General features: G+C 64.4%; 18 protein-coding genes and 1 tRNA gene. 11 read left to right on the top strand and 8 right to left on the bottom strand.

Features of this window, described 5'->3' with window-relative positions:
* Positions 1–39 precede the first annotated feature (39 nt).
* Both HMI57_RS19130 and HMI57_RS11530 read right to left on the bottom strand, forming a co-directional pair.
* A complete protein-coding gene (locus tag HMI57_RS19130) occupies positions 40–4983 on the bottom strand; it encodes an ExeM/NucH family extracellular endonuclease (RefSeq protein ID WP_228721074.1) in 4944 nt (1647 codons plus the stop codon).
* 240 nt (positions 4984–5223) lie between these two features.
* Positions 5224–5311: transfer RNA gene (locus tag HMI57_RS11530), tRNA-Ser, on the bottom strand.
* Between the two features lie 61 nt (positions 5312–5372).
* Here HMI57_RS11530 and HMI57_RS11525 point away from each other — a divergent pair.
* From HMI57_RS11525 to HMI57_RS11515, 3 genes are all read left to right on the top strand, one after another.
* A complete protein-coding gene (locus HMI57_RS11525; RefSeq protein ID WP_171586161.1) occupies positions 5373–6356 on the top strand; it encodes an NAD(P)H-quinone oxidoreductase in 984 nt (327 codons plus the stop codon).
* 215 nt (positions 6357–6571) lie between these two features.
* Positions 6572–8881, top strand: coding sequence for a carbon starvation CstA family protein (locus tag HMI57_RS11520; RefSeq protein WP_171586160.1), 2310 nt, complete (start codon positions 6572–6574; stop codon positions 8879–8881).
* Positions 8881–9069: a YbdD/YjiX family protein gene (locus HMI57_RS11515; RefSeq protein ID WP_171586159.1), complete on the top strand. Its 189-nt coding sequence runs from the start codon at positions 8881–8883 to the stop codon at positions 9067–9069. The genes HMI57_RS11520 and HMI57_RS11515 overlap by 1 nt, the downstream gene beginning before the upstream one ends.
* Before the next feature lie 106 nt (positions 9070–9175).
* Here the strand turns inward: HMI57_RS11515 and HMI57_RS11510 are convergent, their stop codons facing one another.
* Positions 9176–10555, bottom strand: coding sequence for an MFS transporter (locus HMI57_RS11510; protein ID WP_171586158.1), 1380 nt, complete (start codon positions 10553–10555; stop codon positions 9176–9178).
* 75 nt (positions 10556–10630) lie between these two features.
* The gene (locus HMI57_RS11505) at positions 10631–11371 is read right to left on the bottom strand and encodes a GAF and ANTAR domain-containing protein (protein WP_171586157.1); all 741 of its coding nucleotides are present in this window, start codon (positions 11369–11371) and stop codon (positions 10631–10633) included.
* A gap of 408 nt (positions 11372–11779) precedes the next feature.
* On the opposite strand from HMI57_RS11505, the gene HMI57_RS11500 reads away from it, so the two are divergent.
* The 3 genes from HMI57_RS11500 to HMI57_RS11490 all read left to right on the top strand — a co-directional run bounded on the left by HMI57_RS11500 (position 11780) and on the right by HMI57_RS11490 (position 13500).
* Complete coding sequence (locus HMI57_RS11500) at positions 11780–12025, top strand: hypothetical protein (RefSeq protein WP_171586156.1); 246 nt, start codon at positions 11780–11782, stop codon at positions 12023–12025.
* 89 nt (positions 12026–12114) lie between these two features.
* Complete coding sequence (locus HMI57_RS11495; protein WP_171586155.1) at positions 12115–12567, top strand: hypothetical protein; 453 nt, start codon at positions 12115–12117, stop codon at positions 12565–12567.
* A gap of 93 nt (positions 12568–12660) precedes the next feature.
* Positions 12661–13500, top strand: a complete 840-nt coding sequence (locus HMI57_RS11490) for an aldo/keto reductase (RefSeq protein WP_171586154.1) — start codon at positions 12661–12663, stop codon at positions 13498–13500.
* Positions 13501–13561: 61 nt separating this feature from the next.
* On the opposite strand, the gene HMI57_RS11485 is transcribed toward HMI57_RS11490, so the two are convergent.
* The 4 genes from HMI57_RS11485 to HMI57_RS11470 are packed head-to-tail and all read right to left on the bottom strand — an operon-like array spanning position 13562 to position 16770.
* Positions 13562–13990 carry a flagellar assembly protein FliW gene (locus HMI57_RS11485; protein WP_171586153.1) on the bottom strand — a complete coding sequence of 143 codons (429 nt, stop codon included), beginning with the start codon at positions 13988–13990 and terminating at the stop codon, positions 13562–13564.
* A complete protein-coding gene (gene flgL / locus HMI57_RS11480) occupies positions 13987–14862 on the bottom strand; it encodes a flagellar hook-associated protein FlgL (RefSeq protein ID WP_171586152.1) in 876 nt (291 codons plus the stop codon). Before flgL ends, HMI57_RS11485 begins: the two co-directional genes overlap by 4 nt.
* Before the next feature lie 3 nt (positions 14863–14865).
* Entirely contained in the window at positions 14866–16275 is a 1410-nt protein-coding gene (flgK, locus tag HMI57_RS11475) for a flagellar hook-associated protein FlgK (protein ID WP_171586151.1), read from the bottom strand.
* A 9-nt stretch (positions 16276–16284) separates the two neighbouring features.
* A complete protein-coding gene (locus tag HMI57_RS11470) occupies positions 16285–16770 on the bottom strand; it encodes a flagellar protein FlgN (RefSeq protein WP_171586150.1) in 486 nt (161 codons plus the stop codon).
* Between the two features lie 180 nt (positions 16771–16950).
* Between HMI57_RS11470 and HMI57_RS11465 the strand changes: the two genes are divergently transcribed.
* The 5 genes from HMI57_RS11465 (at position 16951) to HMI57_RS11445 (ending at position 21363) form a co-directional block, all read left to right on the top strand.
* Positions 16951–17769, top strand: coding sequence for a sigma-70 family RNA polymerase sigma factor (locus HMI57_RS11465; RefSeq protein WP_171586149.1), 819 nt, complete (start codon positions 16951–16953; stop codon positions 17767–17769).
* A gap of 127 nt (positions 17770–17896) precedes the next feature.
* Entirely contained in the window at positions 17897–19087 is a 1191-nt protein-coding gene (locus HMI57_RS11460) for a flagellin (protein WP_171586148.1), read from the top strand.
* 161 nt (positions 19088–19248) lie between these two features.
* Complete coding sequence (fliD, locus tag HMI57_RS11455) at positions 19249–20637, top strand: flagellar filament capping protein FliD (RefSeq protein WP_171586147.1); 1389 nt, start codon at positions 19249–19251, stop codon at positions 20635–20637.
* On the top strand, positions 20634–21062 hold the full coding sequence (fliS, locus tag HMI57_RS11450; RefSeq protein WP_171586146.1) for a flagellar export chaperone FliS: 429 nt from the start codon (positions 20634–20636) through the stop codon (positions 21060–21062). Before fliD ends, fliS begins: the two co-directional genes overlap by 4 nt.
* The gene (locus HMI57_RS11445) at positions 21055–21363 is read left to right on the top strand and encodes a hypothetical protein (protein ID WP_171586145.1); all 309 of its coding nucleotides are present in this window, start codon (positions 21055–21057) and stop codon (positions 21361–21363) included. Before fliS ends, HMI57_RS11445 begins: the two co-directional genes overlap by 8 nt.
* Positions 21364–21418 lie beyond the last annotated feature (55 nt).

Here is a 21418-nt window from a genome sequence, read left to right as displayed (position 1 = left end):
GACTGTCAGTGTGGTTGGTTCTGACTACCCACTGCAGGGTTACCTGCCGCAGGATCCAAACGTGTCATCGAACCGGTTGACGAATGCTGCCATCGCATCACGGGCAACCGGGGTGACCGGACGGTAGGTGCCGTCGCCCCAACCCTCGGAGATTCCGTTGTCCTTCATCCAGGAAATCTCTTCTTCGAACATCTTGCCCTCAGGAACGTCCGAGAACGGAGCGCCACTTGGGTCAACATATTCGATCGTTTCCTCGTCCAGGCAAATCTGCCCGGCGAAGCGCTTCAGGAATGCGGCCATGGCGTCCCTGTTGACCGGGGTGACCGGACGGAAGGTCCGGGTGCCGTCGGCTTCGGGCCAGCCGGTGGACAGGCCCGTGGCGTGCATCCACATGATCGCGTCGAAGTGCTCCACCCGATCAGCTTCATCGGCTGGGAAGTCGATGTCACTGAACGGCGACTCCGCGGGCAGGCGGTACTCCGGTTCGCCGGCAAGGCGGTACAGGAATGCTGCCATCGCGTCGCGGTTGATGTTCGACAGAGGGCGGTACGTACGGGTGCCGTCTGCTTCGAGCCAACCGGTGGCGAGGCCGTTCTCGGCCATCCATTCGATGTGGTCCTGGTGCTCGTTGCCGTCGATGTCGGTGAACTCAACGAGTTCGACGCCGATGGGCAGGCGCACCATGGTGCCGGAGTCAGGCGCATTCAGACGGAAAGTTGCACCGAAGGCGTCAGCCGGAACGGTGAACGCGATCCGCGCGGCACCGTCGGTGACGGAGAAGGTGTCGATCTCCACTGGATCGCCGTCGCCGACTGAGTAGGACAGGACGATGCTGGTGTTGGCGGGGCTTCCCAGCGAGGTCAGGTCCAGCCTGGAAACGTCGAATGCGACCTCCTGGCCTGGTGCCACGATCTCCGGAGTGCCCTGAACCGCCACAGCGCGGCGGTCAAAGGTTGGAGACAGTGGAGAGTTGGCCTCGATGTAATCGAACCAGGCATCGCGGTCCACCAGACCGGAATCCAGGGTGTCGGTGCCTTCGCCAAAGACGGGGAAGTCATCGCCGCCCTGTGCCAGGAAGCTGAAGGTTCCAATCCGGTAATCCCGGGCAGGATCCAGCGGCTCCCCATCGATGCTCACCGAAGTGATGCGTGAACCCTGGGCTGCCTCAGGGTCGTAGGTGTATGTGACGTTGTCCGACAGTCCCAGATGCGCGAACGCGGTACGGGAGCCGCCCTCGCGAGGCCACTGCTGTTCGAGCAGGTCGGTGAACTGTTCGCCGGTCAGCGTGGTGGTCCACAGGTTGTTCAGGAATGGCAGCACCGCATTGGCCTCAGCCACCGTGATGTCACCGTTCTCGTCGTAGTACAGCTCGGCGCGGAGGCCGCCCGCGTTGGCGACACCGATCTCGGCCCCACCGCGATCGGCAGGAGTCAGTGAGGACAGCAGCGAATCGGCAACCAGGTTGCCGAGGGTCGACTCGGAGGTCCGGTCATCGCGTGCATCCCCGACGAACGCCGTGGTGATGTCATCGGTAACCTTGCCGAGAACCACGCTACCGAGTTCCTCAGCAGTCTCCAGTGCCTGGTTGACAATGGTCTGTACCTCGGCGACCCGGGGGTACGCGGTGGCCAGGACGTCGTCGGCGACGGTGGTGCGCGGCACGTTGCGCGCCTCGTACTCGACCACATCGCCCGTTGCGATATCGACGGTCAGTTCGATCTGACCGATGAACTCGCCGTAGGACCCGGTCTGCACGATCGGACGGGTTTCGCCTGCTTCACCCGGTACTGGCGCATCAGATGCGTAGAACGAATGGGTGTGGCCGTTGAAGATCGCGTCGACGAGGGGAGTGGTCTCGTTGACGATCGCCTCGAACTCGCTGCCGGGAATGATTTCCGGGAGGGCTGCCGAGTCTTCGCTGGAGCCGTCAGCACCAGCGTGGAATTCGGCGATGATGACATCGGCCAGGCCGTCGTCCTCAATCTCCTGCGCAACCCGGTTCACTGCTTCCACTGGATCTCCGAAATCGAGGTCCGCGATGCCGCCCGGGCTGACCAGGGTGGGAGTTTCAACGGTGACCGCGCCGATGACTGCAACATCAATGCCATCTACGGTGAAGATGTCGTACTCGTCCATCGCTGCATCTTCGGTGCCCTTGGTGTAGACATTGGCGCCGAGGTAGGAGAAGTCCGCGAGGGGTTCCACGCGGTCCGTGAGGTCAGCGAAGCCGCCGTCGAACTCGTGGTTGCCAACGGCTGAGGTGCTCAGTTCCAGAGCGTTCAGCACGTCGATCGTTGGCACGTCGCCCTGCGATGAGGACGCGTACAGTGACGCTCCGATGTTGTCGCCAGCGGAGATGAACAGGGTGTTCTCTTCGCCCGCGGCTTCACGCAGCTGCTCGACTGTTCCAGCGAACTTCACCGTGTTGGCGTTGATCCGTCCGTGGAAGTCGTTGATGTTCAACAGGTTGATCTCGGCCGTCGTGCTGGGCTCGGTGACCTCGGCGTCGAGATCCAGGCCAACAATCACGGGGTCGTGGTCGCTGGCTCGGTACTGGTCCGGGGTGTAGTAGTTCACCGGGGTGTAGTTGAACCGGCTGTACTCAAGCGCCAGCGATTCGACTGCATTGATGTTCCAGATGTCCACACCGGTGACGGTTGCAGCCGCCTCGGGTGAGGCGAGGATGTGGTCGAGCGACCCGGACTGTCCGCCGAAGACGTACGAGTACTTTCCGGTCTCCAGTCCCTGGTTGATGTAGCCAGCCTCGTAGAACACCTGCATGGGGTCTTCGGCCGAGTAGGAGTTGAAGTCACCCGTGAGGAAGACCTTCTCGGTGCCGGCTTCCTCCTGCATGGTGTCGGCGAACGCCACCAGTGCGGTTGCCTGCTCCACGCGGTCAGCGTTCGAGGCGCCCTGGCCATCACCTTGGTCAGCGTTCTCGCCCGAGCCGGAACCCTTTGACTTGAAGTGGTTCACAATGGTGAGGAACTTGGTCGACTCGTCGCCGTCTGCGGCCTGGAAGGCCTGGGCCAGCGGCTTGCGGGCGTTGGAGAACGCGACGTCGTCATCGAGGATGACTGACTCGCCGACGGTTTCCACGGCTGCGGTCTTGTAGATGAACGCGTTGCGGATGACGTCTTCGTTGGCAGGGATCTCGGCGGGGGACGGAACATAGTCCCAGACGCCGGGCTCGGCCTCGTTCAGTGCGGCGGTCAGGGTAGCGAGGGCTTCGTCGCGGTCCTTGCCGAAGGCTGCCGAGTTCTCGATCTCTTCCAGCGACACCATATCGGCGTCGAGGTTGGTCAGGGCGTCGACAATCTTTGCTTCCTGACGCTCGAGGCTTTCAGTGTTGGCCGCGCCGCGTGCATCACACCCGCCACGGACGGTGATCGGGTTGCCCGCGCGGTCGTTGTAGTAGGTGCAGCCCTGAAGTTCAGCGCCGGTGGTGCTGAAGTAGTTCAACACGTTGAACGAGGCGATCTTGATGTCGCCGCCCACATCGATGGGGGTGGCTGGACGTTCGCCCACGAAGGTCGCTGGCTGGACCGTCTCAGCGTTCTCAGCGGTCAGCTGAGTCACCGGCTGGAACCGCCACACGCCAAAGTCGAAGTCGACAATGACGTCGGAGGTGAACGTTGCGGTGCCGTTGACGCGGACGGGGTTGTCGAGCGTCAGGTAGGGCAGGGCCAGGTCCATGTTCTGCACAAAGTCCACTGTGGCGCCGTCGTCGAGGGTAACCCCGAGGGCGCTGTTGGTGGCCTGCACGGCGAGGTTCTCGGGTGTGCCCGGTGGCGCAACCTCGGTGGGCTGGACCAGGGCGTCCGGCCCGGCGGCCAGATCGATTTCGCCGTACCGGTTCAGGTCATAGTTGTCGGAGACGGTGAAATCGCCGTCGGGCCTGATCAGCATGCTTTCGAGCAGCTCACGCTCGGCGTCGGTTTCGGGCCAGGGGGTGACGAGGGACTTGACCTCTTCGGCCGGCTCGCTGAGGACGCTCGCGGCTCCCGCGATCACCTCGATCTGGGTGACTCCGAAGTTCTCCGAAACCGCACCCGTGACCTCAACGTGGTCGCCGATCTCTACCTCGTTGACGGTCCCGGGAGAGTAAATGAAAATACCGTCGGAGGCGGTGCGGGCTTCCGAGGTTGTCGTCCCGGTGCCTTCGGTCTGGATGACGTAGCCATCGATGCCCCCGGTGGGGTAAGCGGCGGTGACGACGCCCCGGGTGGTGAGGGTGTCGCCCACGAACGGTGATGTGTCTGTGGTGCCCTGGATCTCGGCGATCGGGACTACCTCCCCCGCGGTAGGGGGTTCGGGCTCGGGCTCCGGCTCGAACGTGCCGGTCTCGCCGTCGGCGTTCGTCGGGGTCACAGCCTCGCTCAGCGTGAAGTCGACCGAGTTGTCGTTGGTGTCGATGAAGTCGGTCCGGTTCAGGGACCGTGGATCGGAGTTGCTGTCAGGCTTTTGCGCAACTGCGGTCTCGAAGGTGTTGGACGATCCATACCCCAGAAGATCCTCAACGGCGGGATTATCAACAACCGAACCCACCCCCAGTGGGTCGACTGCCGTTGAACCGTTGGATAGGATCAGCGTTCCGCCGCCCCCGGCGAAACTCGCCCCGATTTCGGCATCCGTTGCAGGAAGCGCGACTCCGTTGTCAGCATTGCTGGAGCCGCCAATAAGGTAGTAGCCATTTGCCGGGATGATTCCACTTAGCGATGACACCCCCGTTGGCGCCCCGGTACTCCCCGCCGCGCGGTACTGGAGGGACCAGCCGCTGATGTCGACCGGTTCGCTGGTGGTGTTGTGCAGTTCGACAAATTTGTTCAGATACGGGGCGTTGGCGCTGCCCCCGTTGACGTACGCCTCATTGATGACGACGCCGTTTGGCGCCGCATAGGCAGGTAGCGCAGCGATCGGTGAGGCAAGTAGCCCGACCGTGATCACGGCGCCAAGCCCGCCCTTCCATGACGAATGTTTCATCCGGTGGTTCTCCTTGGCTTTTGGCTGCTGACAGCCGCGAGTGAGTCCGCAAAAAGACAGAATCTTCGAACGGTTATTGGCCCGAAATCTGGACAATTGTGATCCAGATAACTAAATGGGTCAGGTTCGAGCCAATCAGACAATAGTGAACGAGAGATTACGGAAAGTGAAGGGCCAAGGGGATTGTGGTTAACAAAAAGTTGGCCCCGGCAACTACCGGGACCAACTTTTTCTTACGGGCGGAAGGTAAGAGATTCGAACTCTTGGTACGGGGTTACCGCACACTGGTTTTCAAGACCAGCTCCATCGGCCGCTCGGACAACCTTCCCAAGTGAGTAGTGTTTCACGTAGCTTCCAGTTCAGCCAAAAACCATTCCCCGGAGGATCCTTTGAGAGCAGCAGTCATCACTGAACCAGGTGGGCCGGAGGTGCTCTCCGTGTCGCAGGTGGAGGCACCCCGTGTGGAGCAGGGGGAGGTGCTGATCGACGTCGTCGCCGCCGGACTGAACCGGGCCGATGTCCAGCAACGTCAGGGCCACTATCCTCCGCCGGCCGGGGCGCCAGAGTATCCAGGGTTGGAGGTCTCCGGCCGGGTTGCCGACGCCGGCGGGTCGGGTTTCGCCGTCGGGGACGAAGTGGTGGCGCTGCTGGCTGGCGGAGGTTACGCGGAGCGGGTGGCGGTACCCGCGGGACAGGTGCTGCCGGTCCCCGCCGGCGTGGACCTGGTGGCTGCCGCGGCACTGCCCGAAGTCGTGGCGACCGTCTATTCGAACCTGTTCCTGACAGCACGCCTGCAGCCGGGGGAGCGGGTGCTCATCCATGGGGGCTCCGGCGGGATCGGCACCATGGCCATCCAGTTGGCTCTAGCATTCGGAGCTATCCCCTTCGTCACCGCAGGCTCGGCGGCGAAGCTTGAGGTTGCCCGCAGCCTCGGCGCCGCGGTCTGCATCAACTATCGGGACCAGGACTTTGTGGCCGAGGTGGCTGCCGCCACCGGGGGTAAGGGGGTCGACGTCATTCTCGACGTCGTCGGCGCAAAGTACCTGGCGCGGAACGTGGAGGCACTCGCTACTGGTGGCCGTCTGGTGGTGATTGGGCTGCAGGGCGGCGCGACGGCCGAGCTGAATCTTGGCGCCCTGATGACCAAGCGCGCCTCGGTGGCGGGCACCACCCTCCGGGGCCGACCCGTCGCCGAGAAAGCAACCATCATGGCTGCGGTGCTGGACCACGTCTGGCCCCTCATCGCCTCCGGGGCGGTGACAGGGATGGTGGACCGGACGTTCCCGCTCGACGACGTCGTCGCGGCGCACCGGTACTTCGATTCCGGGGAGCACACCGGGAAAATCCTGCTCACCGTCGATCCGTCCCACTGACCGGCGTCCACCGGTGGGATAGTCCAGACAGTCCCACTGGTGGTGCTGGTTCGATGGGACAGCATTCCTTACTTGCGGTGCATTCGCAATACCTTTCGGCGCATAAAGGCGACCGCCTGGCGATTGGGATGCCTGCCGGGGCACTACGCGGTGGCGTAACCGCGGTCACATTGCTAACTTCGGCAGGTTCAGACACTCAAATCCAAGGGAGCACCATGAGTGAGCATCGCAATAATCACGGTCAGGCTGGCCGCACACCAGCTGACCGTGATGGCCAGGACGCAGATGTCCTGGTGCAGGACCCGGATCTGCCACCCACCGCCCTCGACCCCGCAATCGCCGAGGCCGAAGAGGGACGCTGGACACCCGCCAAAATCGCCCTCTGGGTCGGTATTGCCTTGCTCGGCGGTTTCAGCTGGACCATGCTCGCGCTGGTGCGCGGCGAAACCGTCAACGCCATTTGGTTCGTCTTCGCGGCGGTGTGCACCTACTTCATCGCCTACCGGTTCTACTCAAAGTTCATCGAGCGGAAGCTCCTGCAGCCGGATGACCGGCGGGCCACTCCCGCCGAGTACAAGGCAGATGGCAAGGACTACGCGGCAACTGACCGTCGCGTCCTCTACGGCCACCACTTCGCGGCCATCGCTGGCGCCGGGCCCCTCGTCGGACCGGTCCTCGCCGCCCAGATGGGCTACCTGCCTGGCACCCTGTGGATCATCTTCGGTGTCATCGCTGCAGGCGCCGTCCAGGATTACCTGGTCATGTTCTTCTCCATGCGACGCGGCGGGCGCTCCCTCGGTCAGATGGCCCGCGAAGAGCTCGGCCTGATCGGCGGCACCGCAGCCCTGATCGCCACGCTCGCCATCATGATCATCATCGTCGCGATCCTGGCACTCGTCGTCGTGAACGCCCTCGGCGAAAGCCCCTGGGGTGTCTTCTCGGTCGCGATGACCATCCCCATCGCCCTGTTCATGGGTGTCTACCTGCGGTACCTCCGCCCCGGCAAGGTCACCGAAGTCTCCATCATCGGTTTCGTACTGCTGATGCTCGCCATCATCGCCGGCGGCTGGATCGGTGAAACCGAGTGGGGCGTCGCCATCTTCGGTCTCGACCGGGTGGCAATCGCCTGGGGCATCATCATCTACGGCTTCATCGCCGCAGTCCTCCCGGTCTGGCTCCTGCTGGCCCCCCGGGATTACCTGTCGACGTTCATGAAGATCGGCACCATCGTGATGCTGGCCGTCGCCATCATCATCACCCGCCCGGAGATCAGCGTCCCCGCGGTGAGCGAGTTCGCCAGCCGTTCCGACGGACCCGTGGTCCCGGGCACGCTCTTCCCCTTCCTGTTCGTGACAATCGCCTGTGGCGCCCTGTCCGGGTTCCACGCCCTGATCGCCTCGGGCACCACCCCGAAGATGATCCAGAAGGAACGCCAGACCCGCTTCATCGGGTACGGCGGCATGCTGATGGAGTCGTTCGTCGCGATCATGGCCCTCGTCGCCGCCCTGTCGATCGACCGGGGGATCTACTTCGCCATGAACTCGTCGATGGCAGCCACCGGCGGCACCATCGAAGGAGCCGTTGCCTTCGTCAACGGGCTGGGATTGGCTGGGGTGAACCTCACCCCCGAAATGCTGAGCCAGCTGGCCAACAACGTGGGCGAGGAATCCATCGTCTCCCGCACCGGCGGTGCCCCGACGCTGGCCGTCGGCATCGCGCAGATCATGCAGTCCTTCATCGGCGGTTCCGGCATGATGGCCTTCTGGTACCACTTCGCCATCATGTTTGAAGCGCTGTTCATCCTGACCGCCGTCGACGCCGGAACCCGCGTTGCGCGGTTCATGCTGCAGGACAGCATCGGCAACTTCATCCCCAAGTTCCGCGACACCTCCTGGAGGACCGGCGCCTGGATCTGCACAGCCATCATGGTGGCTGGCTGGGGGGCGATCCTGATCATGGGGGTCACAGACCCGTTGGGCGGAATCAACACGCTGTTCCCGCTCTTCGGTATCGCCAACCAGCTGCTCGCAGCGATCGCGCTCGCCGTCTGCATGGCGATCTGCGCACGGAAGGGAGCCTTCAAGTACCTGTGGATCCCCGCACTGCCACTGGCATTCGCCGCCGTGGTGACCATCTCGGCGTCGTTCCTGAAGATCTTCTCGCCGGTCCCTTCGGTGGGTTACTGGGCCAATCACTTCGCCTTCCGCGACGCGCTCGCGGCCGGTGAGCAGAGCTTCGGAGCTGCTGCCTCCGTCGAGGCGATGGAAGCGGTGGTACGCAATACCTTCATCCAGGGTGTGCTGTCGATCGTGTTCGTCACGCTGGCGCTGATTGTGATCACCACGGCCGTCGTCGCCTCGGTGAAGGCCTACCGCAATGGCGGTGGCCCCAACACCGAGGACAAGGCAGTCCCCTCACGGATCTACGCGCCGTCTGGCCTGATCGCCACGCCGGCGGAGAAGGACCTGGAGAAGCAGTGGGACGCACTTCCCGCAGCCCAGAAGCCGGCGAGGACGGGTCACTGATGACCGTTCTGGAGCGGGCACGGCACGCGGTCTGGCTGTTCAAGGGCGTGATGGGGGAGAACGCCTATCAGGCCTACCTCGACCATCACGCGGCGACCCACGAGAGTGAACCGCCGATGACCGAGAAGGCTTTCTGGCGGGACAAGACGGACCGCCAGGACGCCAACCCCGAGGGTCGCTGCTGCTAGGCGGAGCCCCCTGAACCACCACTGCCCGCCCACCGGGTGTTTCTGCTGCGCATGAACATTGATGCTCAGCGAACCGCACCGGTGGGTGGGCAGTTGTGCGTGGACCTCAGCTATCCCAGAGGCTGCTGCGGCTGACGATCACCCACCCGGCAAGCAGCACGACGGCGAAGGCCCCGGCCAGGATCGCCACCGATCCGGTCCCCAAACCCACTGCAATGCCACCTGTCCCGGCGAGCAGTGTCACCCCGGAGGCCGTCCCCACGTCTTCGCTAAGACCGAGCACCACCCCGCCGTGCGCACGGTTCGTCCCGTTGCCACCCCTGAAGCCTTCGAACGCCAGGGTCATGACCCTCGGATAGACGGCACCCATGGTGATGCCCACGAGCAGGGCAACGAGTCCGAGTACCACCGCCCCCGCTGGCGCACTCATGCCCGGGAGTAGCGCCCATGCCACAACTCCCGCTGCTGCGGCCGGGAAGCTGGCGGCCGCGAGTCGGTGTATCCGGCGGGAGGATAGCCGGGCGCCCAGACCCCCGGCACTCATCAACGCCCACGCCAACGGGCCGAGCGAAACCAGTACCGCGCCCAGGACACCGGTTGCATCGATATAGGTGAATGCCAGCAGCGGAACGAGTGAGTTCACCCCGAAATAGCCCCCGCAGATGAGGGTCAGGACCCAGCCTCCCGCCCGGGTGCGGGGTTCGGTGGGGACCATGACGAGCAACGCCTGCCGGAACGGTCCCACCAGTACCAGCCCGAGCAGGACGATCGCACCGATCACCCATCCAGGTTCGGAGGTGGCGATGCTGACCTGTGCCAGGAGGAGCCCAACGGCGATCGCCAGGAGCGGTCCAACTCCTCGCACCCTGCCAGGGGCGTCGGGCCGGTCGAAGGGAATCCGGCGGAGGTAATAGGAAATAAGTGCGCGGGCGAAAAGGATCAGTACAGCGGGCCACGCCATGGACGGGCGCCACCCGACGGTGGCCAGCAGGACCCCGTTGATCACGGGCCCCACCAGCGACGGCGCCACCCACATGAGGGCGTAGAGGCCGAAGGCCCGCTCCCGCTCACCGGCGTCGGGGTAGAGCTCGCTCAGGATGCCCATGCCAAGGCCGCCCATCAAACCGGATGCGACGCCCCGCAACGCCAGCCCGGCCACCAGGACCTCCATGGTGGGTGCGGCGACTGACAGGCACACCCCGAGGACCAGCACCAGGCTTGAGAGGCTGAGCTGGGCCTGCGGGCCGATTCGGGCATACAGGTAGGGACCGAGGGCAAGAAAGGCGATTCCCACCACGCCGGGCAGGGCCACAGCCAGCCCGTACAGTGCCAGACCATCCAGCTCGGCTGCGGCGACCGGCAGTACCGCCGCATAGCTCAGCCCCGTCATGCTGGCCGCGAATTCAGCCATCAGGAAGGCAGCCAGCAGCCGGCCACGGGGACCCGCAAAGATCAGTCGGAGGGGTGGTCGTCCAGCCTGGGCCATGACTGGCATGCTAGCAACCCAGTGGTCCGTCCACGCTGGCAAGCCTGCCGTGCTGCTGGCTCGCCAGCGGGGCGGCTACTTGTCGAAGTGCGTGGTGGTGGGCGCCTGGTTCGCCGAGGCGACGACGGCGCTGGCGACGTCGCGCAGTTTGATGTTGCGGGCGCTGGAGGCGGCCTTCAGAATTTCGACTGCCTCGTCCTGGGAGCACCGATTCTGGGCCATGATGATGCCGGCCGCCAGATCGATGACGGTGCGTGACTGCATCGCCGCTTCCAGGTGCTTGCTGGCGTCGCTGAGTTGGGCCATGCGTACTGCCAGCCGCAAGGATTTGGACGCTTCAAGGGCGAAGGCCTCGGCGGCGGCCACTGCGTCGTCGCCGAACGCGTTCGCCTCGGTGGAGTAGAAGTCGAGGCCAGCGCGTGATTCGCCGCCCAGGGGCACCGGGATGCCCAAGGCCGAGCGGATACCGTGTTCGGCCACGGCGTCCCGGTAGTCGGGGAACCGGGTGTCGTTGGGGACGTCGCGCACATGGACGACGACGTTCTCCCGCGCCGCCCGCAGGCAGGGCCCGTCGTCGAAGGCGTACTGGATTTCGTCGGTGCGCTGGGCGAGTTCGCTGCTGCTCGCGACAGTTCCCATTGTGCGGGGCCGCAGCAGGGTCAGCCCGCACAGGACCTCGCCTGCGGCCTTGGACGAAAGGGTAGCGGCGGCCAGCTGGGTCAGCCCCGTCAGGAAGGTGCTTACATCGTCGGTGTCCATCACCATGTCGATCAGGACGTTGTGAACGTCCGCTTCAACGCGCGGGATCTGTGACATGCTGTCCTCCACTTCCGGGCGTTGCTGAACAACCCCCTAACCTGACGAACCCAACTCTAATCGTTGGGACCGCTCTGCGGGGTGCATCGACCTCCCGGGGTGGCCGATGTGACGGCGGAAGGCAGGCCCGGATGGGATATAGTCGTAGACAGGTTGAGCAGACAGCCACGGGAACTTCTCCTCTTAAGCAGGATTTCAATGGCTTCAGTGCTGCACGGATTGCCCCTCTGGGCCCCGGTCAAGACATCCCCTTATCCCCGCACTGCGGGCATCCTTCACGCGCCCAGCCCACTGGCTATCCCGCGCCTGTAGACGCCCAGCCCTGCGTCCGGCCAACCGGTGACCCAACCGCCTGGCCCTGCTGCCGAGTCAGCACCTCCTAGCACACAGTCATTTGGAAGGACCCCTATGAACGACACCACCCGCCTGACCCCCGATCAGCCGTTTCCCGAAGACCTGACCCAGCTCGAGAACATTGAGGTCGAGGTCCTCAACAGCAGGATTCATCGGGAACTTGATGCCGAGTACGTGCGCTACGGCCTGCCGGACCCGGAGACGGAGGGCCGCCTCGAGGAGCTCACCGAGGAACTCGACCGCCGGGAGCACGAAGACTACCGGGCCAATCTGGCTCCGAAAGAGCGTGCCGGCGAGTAGCAAGCGCCGGACGGCAAGAGGCCCGGGGGACCGGATGGGGGGATTCCCCGGGCCATCAAGGATTGGTCCACCGTGAGACCATAATTTTCATGGGATTTTTTACTGCTGCCCGTCAAGGACGGAAGGACGACGCGGAACTCGGTACCGGCGTCTGGCGTCGCGCTCACGACCGTTTCCGGCGAAGCCTGGACCGCTACCACCAGATCCTGGAGGGAGTGGCCGACGACGACGTCTACAACCAGCTCGCCCTGCTCGCCAACGACCTCGGGCCGCTACTCGAACGGGTACGGGCGGTGTGCGTCACCGCCCAGGCGTCCTCCCCAAGCGAGGGGATGGATATCCCCGGCGCCCTCACCCCCGTGCACCGCGCTCTGTCGAGGGCTGGTAACGCCCTGGCCACCACGGCGGAGGCGGCAGCGATGGCACGGCTCGACGGCGAGCGGTGGGGACTTGCGTCAGCCGGCGTGGAGAACGTCAGGCGCCGGGCCGAGCTGGTGGAGGAAGACATTGCCGAGGCAGAGCGCCAGCTGGCTGCCAGCTAGCGTGAGTGATCAGAAGTAGGCTGACGAAATATTTGGGCGCGGGCGGCGGTTCACTTAATCACAGAGTATTTATTCGCACCGCGAAAGGCATACATGACTACCTCACCAAACCTCACCTTCCATGACGGCGTCACCATCCCCCAGCTGGGTTACGGGGTGTGGCAGGTTGACGACAACACCGCCGAGGACGTCGTCGGACGCGCCTTCAAGGCTGGCTACCGTCACATCGACACGGCTGCCGCCTACCAGAATGAGGCAGGCGTAGGCCGGGCCATCGCAAACTCCGGCCTCGACCGGAGCGAACTGTTCATCACCACGAAGCTGTGGAACGCGGACCAGGGCTATGAAAGCACCCTGAAGGCCTTCGACACTTCGATGGAGAAGCTCGGCCTGGAGAAGCTGGATCTGTACCTGATCCACTGGCTGCAGCCCAAGCAGGGCAAGTACCTCGATACCTGGAAGGCTCTCATCGAGCTGCAGAAGCAGGGGCGGGTGACCTCGATCGGTGTCTCGAACTTCACCGTTGAGGCGCTGCAGGAGATCATTGACGCGACAGGCGTGGTCCCGGTCATCAACCAGGTGGAAACCCACCCGTTCTTCAACCAGGCCCAGCTGCGGGCATTCCACGAGGACAAGGGCATCCTGCACGAGTCCTGGTCGCCCCTGGGTTCCGGCAAGGGACTCCTTGAGGACCCCACGCTGGTGGAGATCGCCGCCAAGCATGACGCCACCCCGGCGCAGGTTGTTCTGGCCTGGCACCTTGCACTCGGCAACGTCGTCATCCCGAAGTCAGTGACCGAATCGCGGATCGTCGAGAACTGGAACGCATTGGATGTCACCCTCGACGCGGGCGACCTCGACGCCATCAGCGCACTCGACAAGGGTGCCGAAGGCCGGATCGGCGCGGACCCGGCAACTGCCGACTTCGCCTAGTCACAGAATCATCAGCAGAAAAGAACAACCGGGTGGGAAAGTTTCCACCCGGTTGTTCTGTTTAAGTCATGGGGTCAGCCGCAACCACTGTGGCGGCGGGCCCGCTACTGGGGGCGTAGTCGGCAAGCTCGGCCCGGACCGGCCAGCCGCCCCGTTCAAGAATCACCTGGGTGCACCGCCCGGTGTCCTGGTTGACCACGATCGGGGCCATCAGGTTCACGGTGGTTCCGCCGTCGCCCGGGTTGGCGACTACCAGGAATGTCAGCTCCTGCGCGTCCGGCAGGTCAAGGGCGTCGGTGTGAGAGGCGGGGATGGCCGGATGGTAGTCCGGCAGGTAAACGGCCGTATCGAGCACATACAGCCGCAGCGACGCGTCATGGCTGGCCTGCAACGCGTACAGCCCGTCCGCTCCGTCGATCTTGTCCAAAGAAAAATCCACCAACGGATCCAGTCCGGGCGGCGGCGAAGTGAAGGTCAGTACCGCACTCACCTCAGGAAATCCATCAGGGTGGGCTGCAGGACCCGTGCCGTGACGGCAAGCGCCGACTGGTAGGTGACTTCCTGCAGCTTCATCTCCAGGATGACCGCTGCCAGGTCGACGTCCTCCACCCGGGCGCGCTGCGCCCCGAGCGACACTGACTTCTCCACATTGACCTCCTCGGAACGCAGGATCTGGGCGTGGCGGGTACCCGCTTCGGCCTGGTGGGAGCGGATCGCCGTGAGCCGGGTGTCCAGTGCTCCCAGATGGCGGGATACCTCGGCTCCCGACCGCAGATCAGCTTCAATGGTATCCAGAAGCTTGAATACCGAGGCGTCGCCGGTGCCGAAGATCGCTGCACCATCCGCGTCCACGCGCACGGTCACACCCGCGTCGATCCGGCGCTCCACCGCGCTGCCACCGGTGTGGTCCAGGTTCTCGGTGAAGGCCACCCCGGCATCGGAGTTGCCGGCAAAAATGGTCCGACCCTGATGCTTGGTGTTGGCCTGGGCAAGCAGTTGGTCCCTCAGGGCCGATACCTCAATGGCGAGCGCTTCGCGACCCGAGGCTGACAGTGATCCGTTGGATCCCTGCACGGTGAGGTCACGGACCTTGTTCAGGGTGGCGCCCGCCATGGTCAGCGAAGCATCGACGGCGGTGAGCCACCCGTCGCCGTCGGCGATGTTCCTGCCGTACTGGTCGACGGCGCGGAGTTCCGCGCGTACCCGGAGCGACTCGGCTGCCGCAGCAGGATTGTCCGACGCACGGGTGAAGGACTTCTGTCCCGATGCCTTGTCCTGCAACTCGGCCATCCGGGCGAGGTTGGTCTGCAGGTTGCGCTGGGCGGTCTGCATCATGGTCTGGTTGGTGACGCGGGTGATCATTGGTTACCTTCCCACTACGCCGGTGCGGTTGATCAGGGTATCGAGCATTTCGTCTATTGCAGTGATGACGCGTGCCGCCCCCTGGTAGGCATGCTGGTAGGCGAGAAGGCTCAGGTTTTCCTCATCCATGTCCACTGATGCGTTGGCTTGCTGGCGGCCAATTGACGACGACGACGCCAGGTCGGCGAGGACCGAGGTCTGCAAAGCCGCTTTCGTCTCCACACCGAGCTGGGTGACGAACCCGGCCCAGGCGGTGTCGGGCGCGTCGGCGCCAGCACCCAGCTGGGAGATCGCGTCGGCGTTCGCTCCGTTGAGACCGCCGGCCCCCGGCGTTCCCGCGGCAATGCCCGATGCGTCCACCGGTACGACTGTGAGGTTCAGTGCGGCGGGATCTCCGCTCACCCTGAAGAAGTCCAGACCGGTGGTCCCGTCCACGGTGGAACCCTGGGAATGGACCGCATTCACCTTGGCTGCCAGGTCTGCAGCAAAGTCGTTGTAGAAGGTGGCTGCCTCGGCGAGGGCGCCACCGCTGGTGGCGGGAGCCAGCGCCGCAAGGGCACCGGCGATCTCCCCGCCGTCGAGTCCCGCGGGGGAGCCAGGCCGGTGACTGAATTCAACTTGCACGGCGTCGGCGCTCGCCAGGTCCAGCCGGTTCGGACCGGAGACCGCAAGGGTGCGCACGGTGTCCCCGGAGACCAGCGGGTTGCCGCTGATCAGGACGTCGACGGTGCCGTCGCCCTGCTGGCGCATGCTGGCCCCGGTGAGCGCCGATATGCCCGCCACCAGGGTGTTGCGCTGGTCGATGAGCTCGTTGGCAGAACCGCCTGCTGCGAGGACCTTCCGCACCTGGTTGTTCAGCTCAGCGACCTGGGTGGCAGCAGTATTCACTTCCGCGACCAGCGTGGTGGCGTCCTGGCGAAGCGGTGACCACTGCCCCTCGACGGCCTTGTAAACCTGGGCCAGCCGGGACGCGAGGTCGGTCGCTTCGTGCAGCAGGACAGCGGTCGGAGCGCCGCCTCCGGCGTCGTTGGACAGGCCCTGCCAAGCGGACCAGAAGCCCTGTAACCGCGCCGAGAGCCCATTGTCGCCCGGCTCGGACAGCGATCCTTCGAGGGTGGAGAGTGTTGCAGCCTGCACCGAGGAGAACCCGGATCCGGCAACGGCGATACGCACCTGCGCATCGAGGTGGGCGTCGCCGAGCCGGGCAATGCCGTTCACCACCACTCCCTGGCCGGCACGGACGCCGGTCGAGAACAGGCCAGCGGCAGGTGCCCCGACCGAGCTGGTAGCAACCCGCTGGCGGGTGTATCCGTCAGTGTTGGCGTTCGAAATATTTTGGCCGACGACGTCGAGGCCGCGGCGTGCGGCGGTCAGGCCACTGAAGGCTGTATTCAGGCCGCTAAAGGTGCTCATGGGGTTGCCTCACAGATCCTTGTCAAAGAGGTGGGCGTTGTCGGACGGCGTATTGGAGGTGCCACGTGAATCGTAGAGTCCGGCGTCCGGGTTGAGCCGCGACAGTGTCTCCTGGGTGGATCGTGCAGCGGCGCGCAGGAACTGCTGGTTGGCATCGCGCAGGGTCCGGATTTCGACGGTCAGCTCGGTCATTGCTGTGAGGTGGGAAGTGAAGATATCGCCCCAGGGCCCGTCGGGTGCCTGGGCGGCGAGCTCGCGGAGGGTCGCATCAGGCTGGGTTCCCCATTCGCCGGCAAGAGCGGCAACCTCGACGGTGCGGGCCAGACCGGCTGCGCGAAGACGCTCAAGTACCGACTCCACCTCGCGGGTAGCGTGCTGCAGCCACCTGGTCTTACCGGTTGTCAGAAGTAACTGTTCTTCCTCCAACTTAAAGACCAATAACTCCAGCAATTCGCGTTCTTGCCAGAGCAGTGCGGACAACTCATGCGCTCCCACACTGCCGCCTTTCCATCCGAATCACGCGTCCAGCGTGGTCGCCTCTAACTATCGGCATTGCCAAACGCAATGTTAGTGGTATCTTTCATCTTGTAACCGTCAGCGCATGGGTAACAGGTTTCATTGCCCCAGTCAAAGTGCGTTGGCGACTCTCGCACGAAAAGAGTTGGGGAACTCGCCATGAATCGGTCTGACCGAAATAAGATTGTCGTGGACAATTTACCACTTGTAGGCTACCTCGTTTCTGAGTTGTGTGCTAAAGCAACTCACCTGTCCAGGGACGATTTGGCTTCCGTCGGTGCTATTGCACTGATCACTTCAGCAGAATCCTTTGATCCGTCACTGGGTGTACCTTTTGGTGCCTACGCACGACGCCGGATCACTGGCGCCTTCGCCGACGAGCTGCGCTCCATCGACTGGGCGCCTAGGTCGGCGCGCCGCCGGATCCGGGAGACCCTCGCGGTGCAGGAGACGCTCACTGCGTCCCTCGCGCGGACTCCCACGGTGGATGAGATCGCGTCCGTCCTCGGGGTCGAGCGCAGCGTCGCTGACGCCGCCCTGAGCGACGCCTCACGCACCGTATCCGCCCTGGATGACACCATGGTCGACCTGCTGGTCGCCGACAGCTCCTCTCCGGAGGCCACCCTGCTGGCGTCCGAGCGCCTGGTCTACCTGCGGGCAGCGGTGGCTTCCCTTCCGGAACGGATGCGCTGGGTGATCGAGCAGATCTACTTCGAGGATCGCTCAGTGAAGGATATTGCCGAGGAACTCGGCTCCACCCATTCGGCAGTTTCGCAGCAGCGGTCGGAAGCCGTGCGGTTGCTGCAGGACGGCTTGAGCACCCACTACGCGGACGAGCCAGCCGTCCGGCACGTACCCCGGTCCCGTATCTCACCCAACCGTAGGACCGCCTACCTCGCGACTCTCGCGGACCAGACAGCGGGCGGGATTACCCGGGCCCATCACCCGGCGCCCCTCCTGGATTCCGCCGCCTCATAAAGTGCAGTGCAGAAAGTCTTAAGTTCTGCTGGATTTTCTCTAACGCCCCCGATTCATCTTCCGATAGCTAAGGTTGCCAGCCCATGGATGGGCCGGCGCTTTATACCCACTCACGGAGGAATACATCATGGGTTTTCAGATCAACACCAACGTCTCGGCAATGAATGCCTACCGCAACCTGTCGATGACACAGAATGACATGTCCAAGTCGTTGGAGAAGCTGTCCAGCGGCCTGCGCATCAACCGGGCAGCTGACGACGCCGCCGGGTTGGCTCTCGCTGAAGGCCTGAAGTCGCAGGTGGGTGGCCTGACCGTTGCCTCCCGCAACGCACAGGACGGCATCGGCGTGGTTCAGACCGCTGAAGGTGCGCTGACCGAGGTCCACTCGATCCTGCAGCGTATGCGTGACCTGGCAGTTCAGGCCGGAAACGACTCGAACAACGCTGAGTCGCGTGGAGCGATCGCGACCGAGGTCGAGGGGCTGACCGCTGAACTGGGCCGCATTGCTGAGAACACCAACTTCAACGGCAACAAGCTGCTCAACGGCTCGACCCAGACCATGAGCTTCCAGGTGGGTGCTGGTGGGGATGAAAGCAGCCAGATCTCGGTCAACCTGTCCGGCGCCAATGTGAAGGCTGTTGCTGACACCCTTGGCGCAGTAGGCGGCGGCGGTACCCGGTTCGATATTGCCGCTTTTGACGGAACGACTGGTGCTCCAACCGATCTGGCCGAGGCTGAGTACAGCTTCAGTTCAGTCAAGGACGGTGTAACCACCACAGTTGCGGTTACCCCGGACGGCGGCACGGATAACGCCTTCACCAGCGTCGAGGAGTTCGCTGCAGCATTGAACGCGGATAGCGATTTTGCCTCCAACTTCACCGCATCGGTTGTGAAGAACGAGAACGGCACCGGTACCGGCATTCTGGTCAAGGCAAATGACGGTGGAGATGTCGATGTGACCGATCCAGCTGGTGGCGGACTCGGTGCAGGCACTGCCATTGCTACGGGAGCGGCCGGCCTCGATTTCTCCACCGCAGAAGGAGCGCGCGCAGCCATTGGCGCCATCGATGCCCAGATCAAGGACATCTCCTCCGCCCGCTCCGAGCTCGGTGCTGTGCAGAACCGTTTCGAATCCACGATCAAGAACGTCAACGTCTCGATCGAAAACCTCTCTGCGGCCGAGTCCCGCATCCGCGACACCGATATGGCGAAGGAAATGGCCGACTACACCCGGTCCAGCATCCTGTCCCAGGCCGGTACCGCGATGCTGGCCCAGGCTAACCAGATGAACCAGGGTGTCCTGCAGCTGCTCGGCTAGTCCGCAGCGCTAAAGGCTAAAGGTGCCGGGCGGTGAGGGGGAACGACTTGGACCTCACACCCTCCCACCGCCCTGCATTCCTTTGCCTGCGCCCTCTTCACCACGTAGAGACCCGCTCACAGAAACCATCACCAACTGCACGTCCAAGGGAGGACTAGACCATGGCACTCGGCATTGACGGCCTCGCCAGCGGCCTGGACACCACCACCCTGATCAATCAGCTCATGCAGCTGGAGGCCCGACCCCAGGCCCTCCTGAAGAACAAGGTCAGCGAATCGCAGACCCTCGTCTCGGCGCTGCAGCAACTGAACACCCGGGTGGCAACACTCGGTTCCGCCGCGGAGAAGGCAGCCCTTCCCGCAGCATTCAACGTTTTCAAAGCCACCAGCAACTCCACCGACGTCACGACGACGGCGGGCAGCACGGCGAGTGCCGGATCCATGGACATCACAGTGGACCGGCTCGCGCAGAACCAGGTCTCCGTCACCGCGGCGATGACAGCCTGGCCGGATTCCCCACCGGTCATCACTGTCACCGGCGCAGACGGCACGGCCACGGAGATCACCGCTGCCACGGCTTCGTTGGACGACATGGTCGCTGCCATCAACTCCTCGGAGTCGGGGGTTACCGCCCTGAAGGTCGCATCAGGGGTGGACGCCAACAACGAGCCGCAGTACCGGCTCCAGCTGTCCTCGGCTGACGCCGGAGCCAGCGGCGCGTTCACCGTGCACCGGGGCACCGCCGCCGACACCGCGGCAGGCACCGCCACGAATCTGCTCACCGTGACTGGGGCGGCAGAAGTCAGGGCGGCGCAGGACGCGCAGGTCACCCTCTGGGCGGGGACGGCCGCGGCTCAGGCCGTGACGTCGTCGTCGAACACGTTCAGCAACCTCTTGCCCGGTGTGGACGTGACGGCGGCCAAGGTTTCCACCGACCCGGTCACCATCACGGTCGGCAGGGACCAGGCAGCCACCACCAAGACCGCCAAGGATCTAGTGGATTCGCTGGCGGGGGTGCTGGGCTACATTGCCACGAACTCGTCGGTGACCACTTCCGAATCCACCGGCAGTTCGGTGGCCCGGGCGGGTCTGTTCACCGGCGACAGCGGGGTCCGCGGCATTTCCGCGCGGATCCTATCGGCCGCCACCGCGCCGGTCGACGGGCGGTCGCCCTCGGAATTCGGTATCACGCTGACCCGCACCGGAAGCGTCGAGTTCGACGCTGACAAGTTCGGGAAGGCACTGGCCGAGGATCCTGTTGCGGTACAGGGCATGCTCTCGGAGATCGCCTCCCGGGTGGCCGGTGTCGCGAAGGAAACCTCAGACAAGTTCGACGGCGCCATCACCTTGCGGATCCAGGGCCAGGAATCCGAGGTCAAGGAACTGAACACCCAGGTTGCTGAATGGGACCGCCGGCTGGAGACCCGGCGGTCAACCCTTGAACGCACCTACACCAACCTTGAGGTTCAGCTATCCCAGCTGCAGTCACAGGGTGACTGGCTGACCTCACAGCTTGCAAACCTGCCACGGATGGAGAGCTCGAAATCGTGATCACCCTAACCAGCGCCTCGGCACAACGGGCAGCCTACAACCGGGATGCCGTCCTGTCGGCGTCGCCCGCCCGGCTGCTGACCATGCTCTACGACCGCCTGATGCTGGACCTGGCCCGGACCGAAACGGCCCAGTTGGCGCAGGACTGGTCCGTCGCGTCGGAGAACCTGATCCACGCGCAGGCGATCATTACCGAGCTCAACCTCTCCCTCGACACCGGCAAATGGGACGGCGCCCACGGGCTGAAGTCCCTGTACTCCTACGTCATGACCACCCTCGTCGAGGCCAACATCAGCCGCGACGTTTCCCGGACCCGCGAGTGCATTGCCCTGCTGGAGCCGGTCCGGCAGGCCTGGCACGAGGCCGCCGCGCAGCTGCCGGTACCCGCACCCGCCGCCGGGACGGGAACCCTCGGCTTTGCCTGACCTCACCCACAACGAGTGGGAGGCTGTCCTTGACACGATGGAGCGGGGCATCGCCACGGCGGCGAACGCCCAGCACGACGACGCCGTGGACGCCTCACCCGGATGGCACCCGCCGTCGGACCCGGGCCCGCTCCCGGCGGACCTCGTGGGCAGGGCCCGCCGAATCCAGGCAGCTCAACGCAGCATCGTCGACCAGCTGCGCTCCGCGGTCCGGGAGAACCGGCAGCACCACGCCCTGCTGGGCGCAGTGAATGCGTCCACCGCACGTCCCGGAGCGGTCTACCTCGACGTTGCCGGATAACCGGCCAAAAACTTTAACCTCCCGTTCCCCTAACCAACTGGATTCGTCCTGCCGA

It is taken from the genome of Arthrobacter sp. 260 (assembly GCF_013116745.1).
Taxonomy (GTDB): Bacteria; Actinomycetota; Actinomycetes; order Actinomycetales; family Micrococcaceae; genus Arthrobacter_D.
This window is presented reverse-complemented; position numbering and strand designations above follow the sequence as displayed.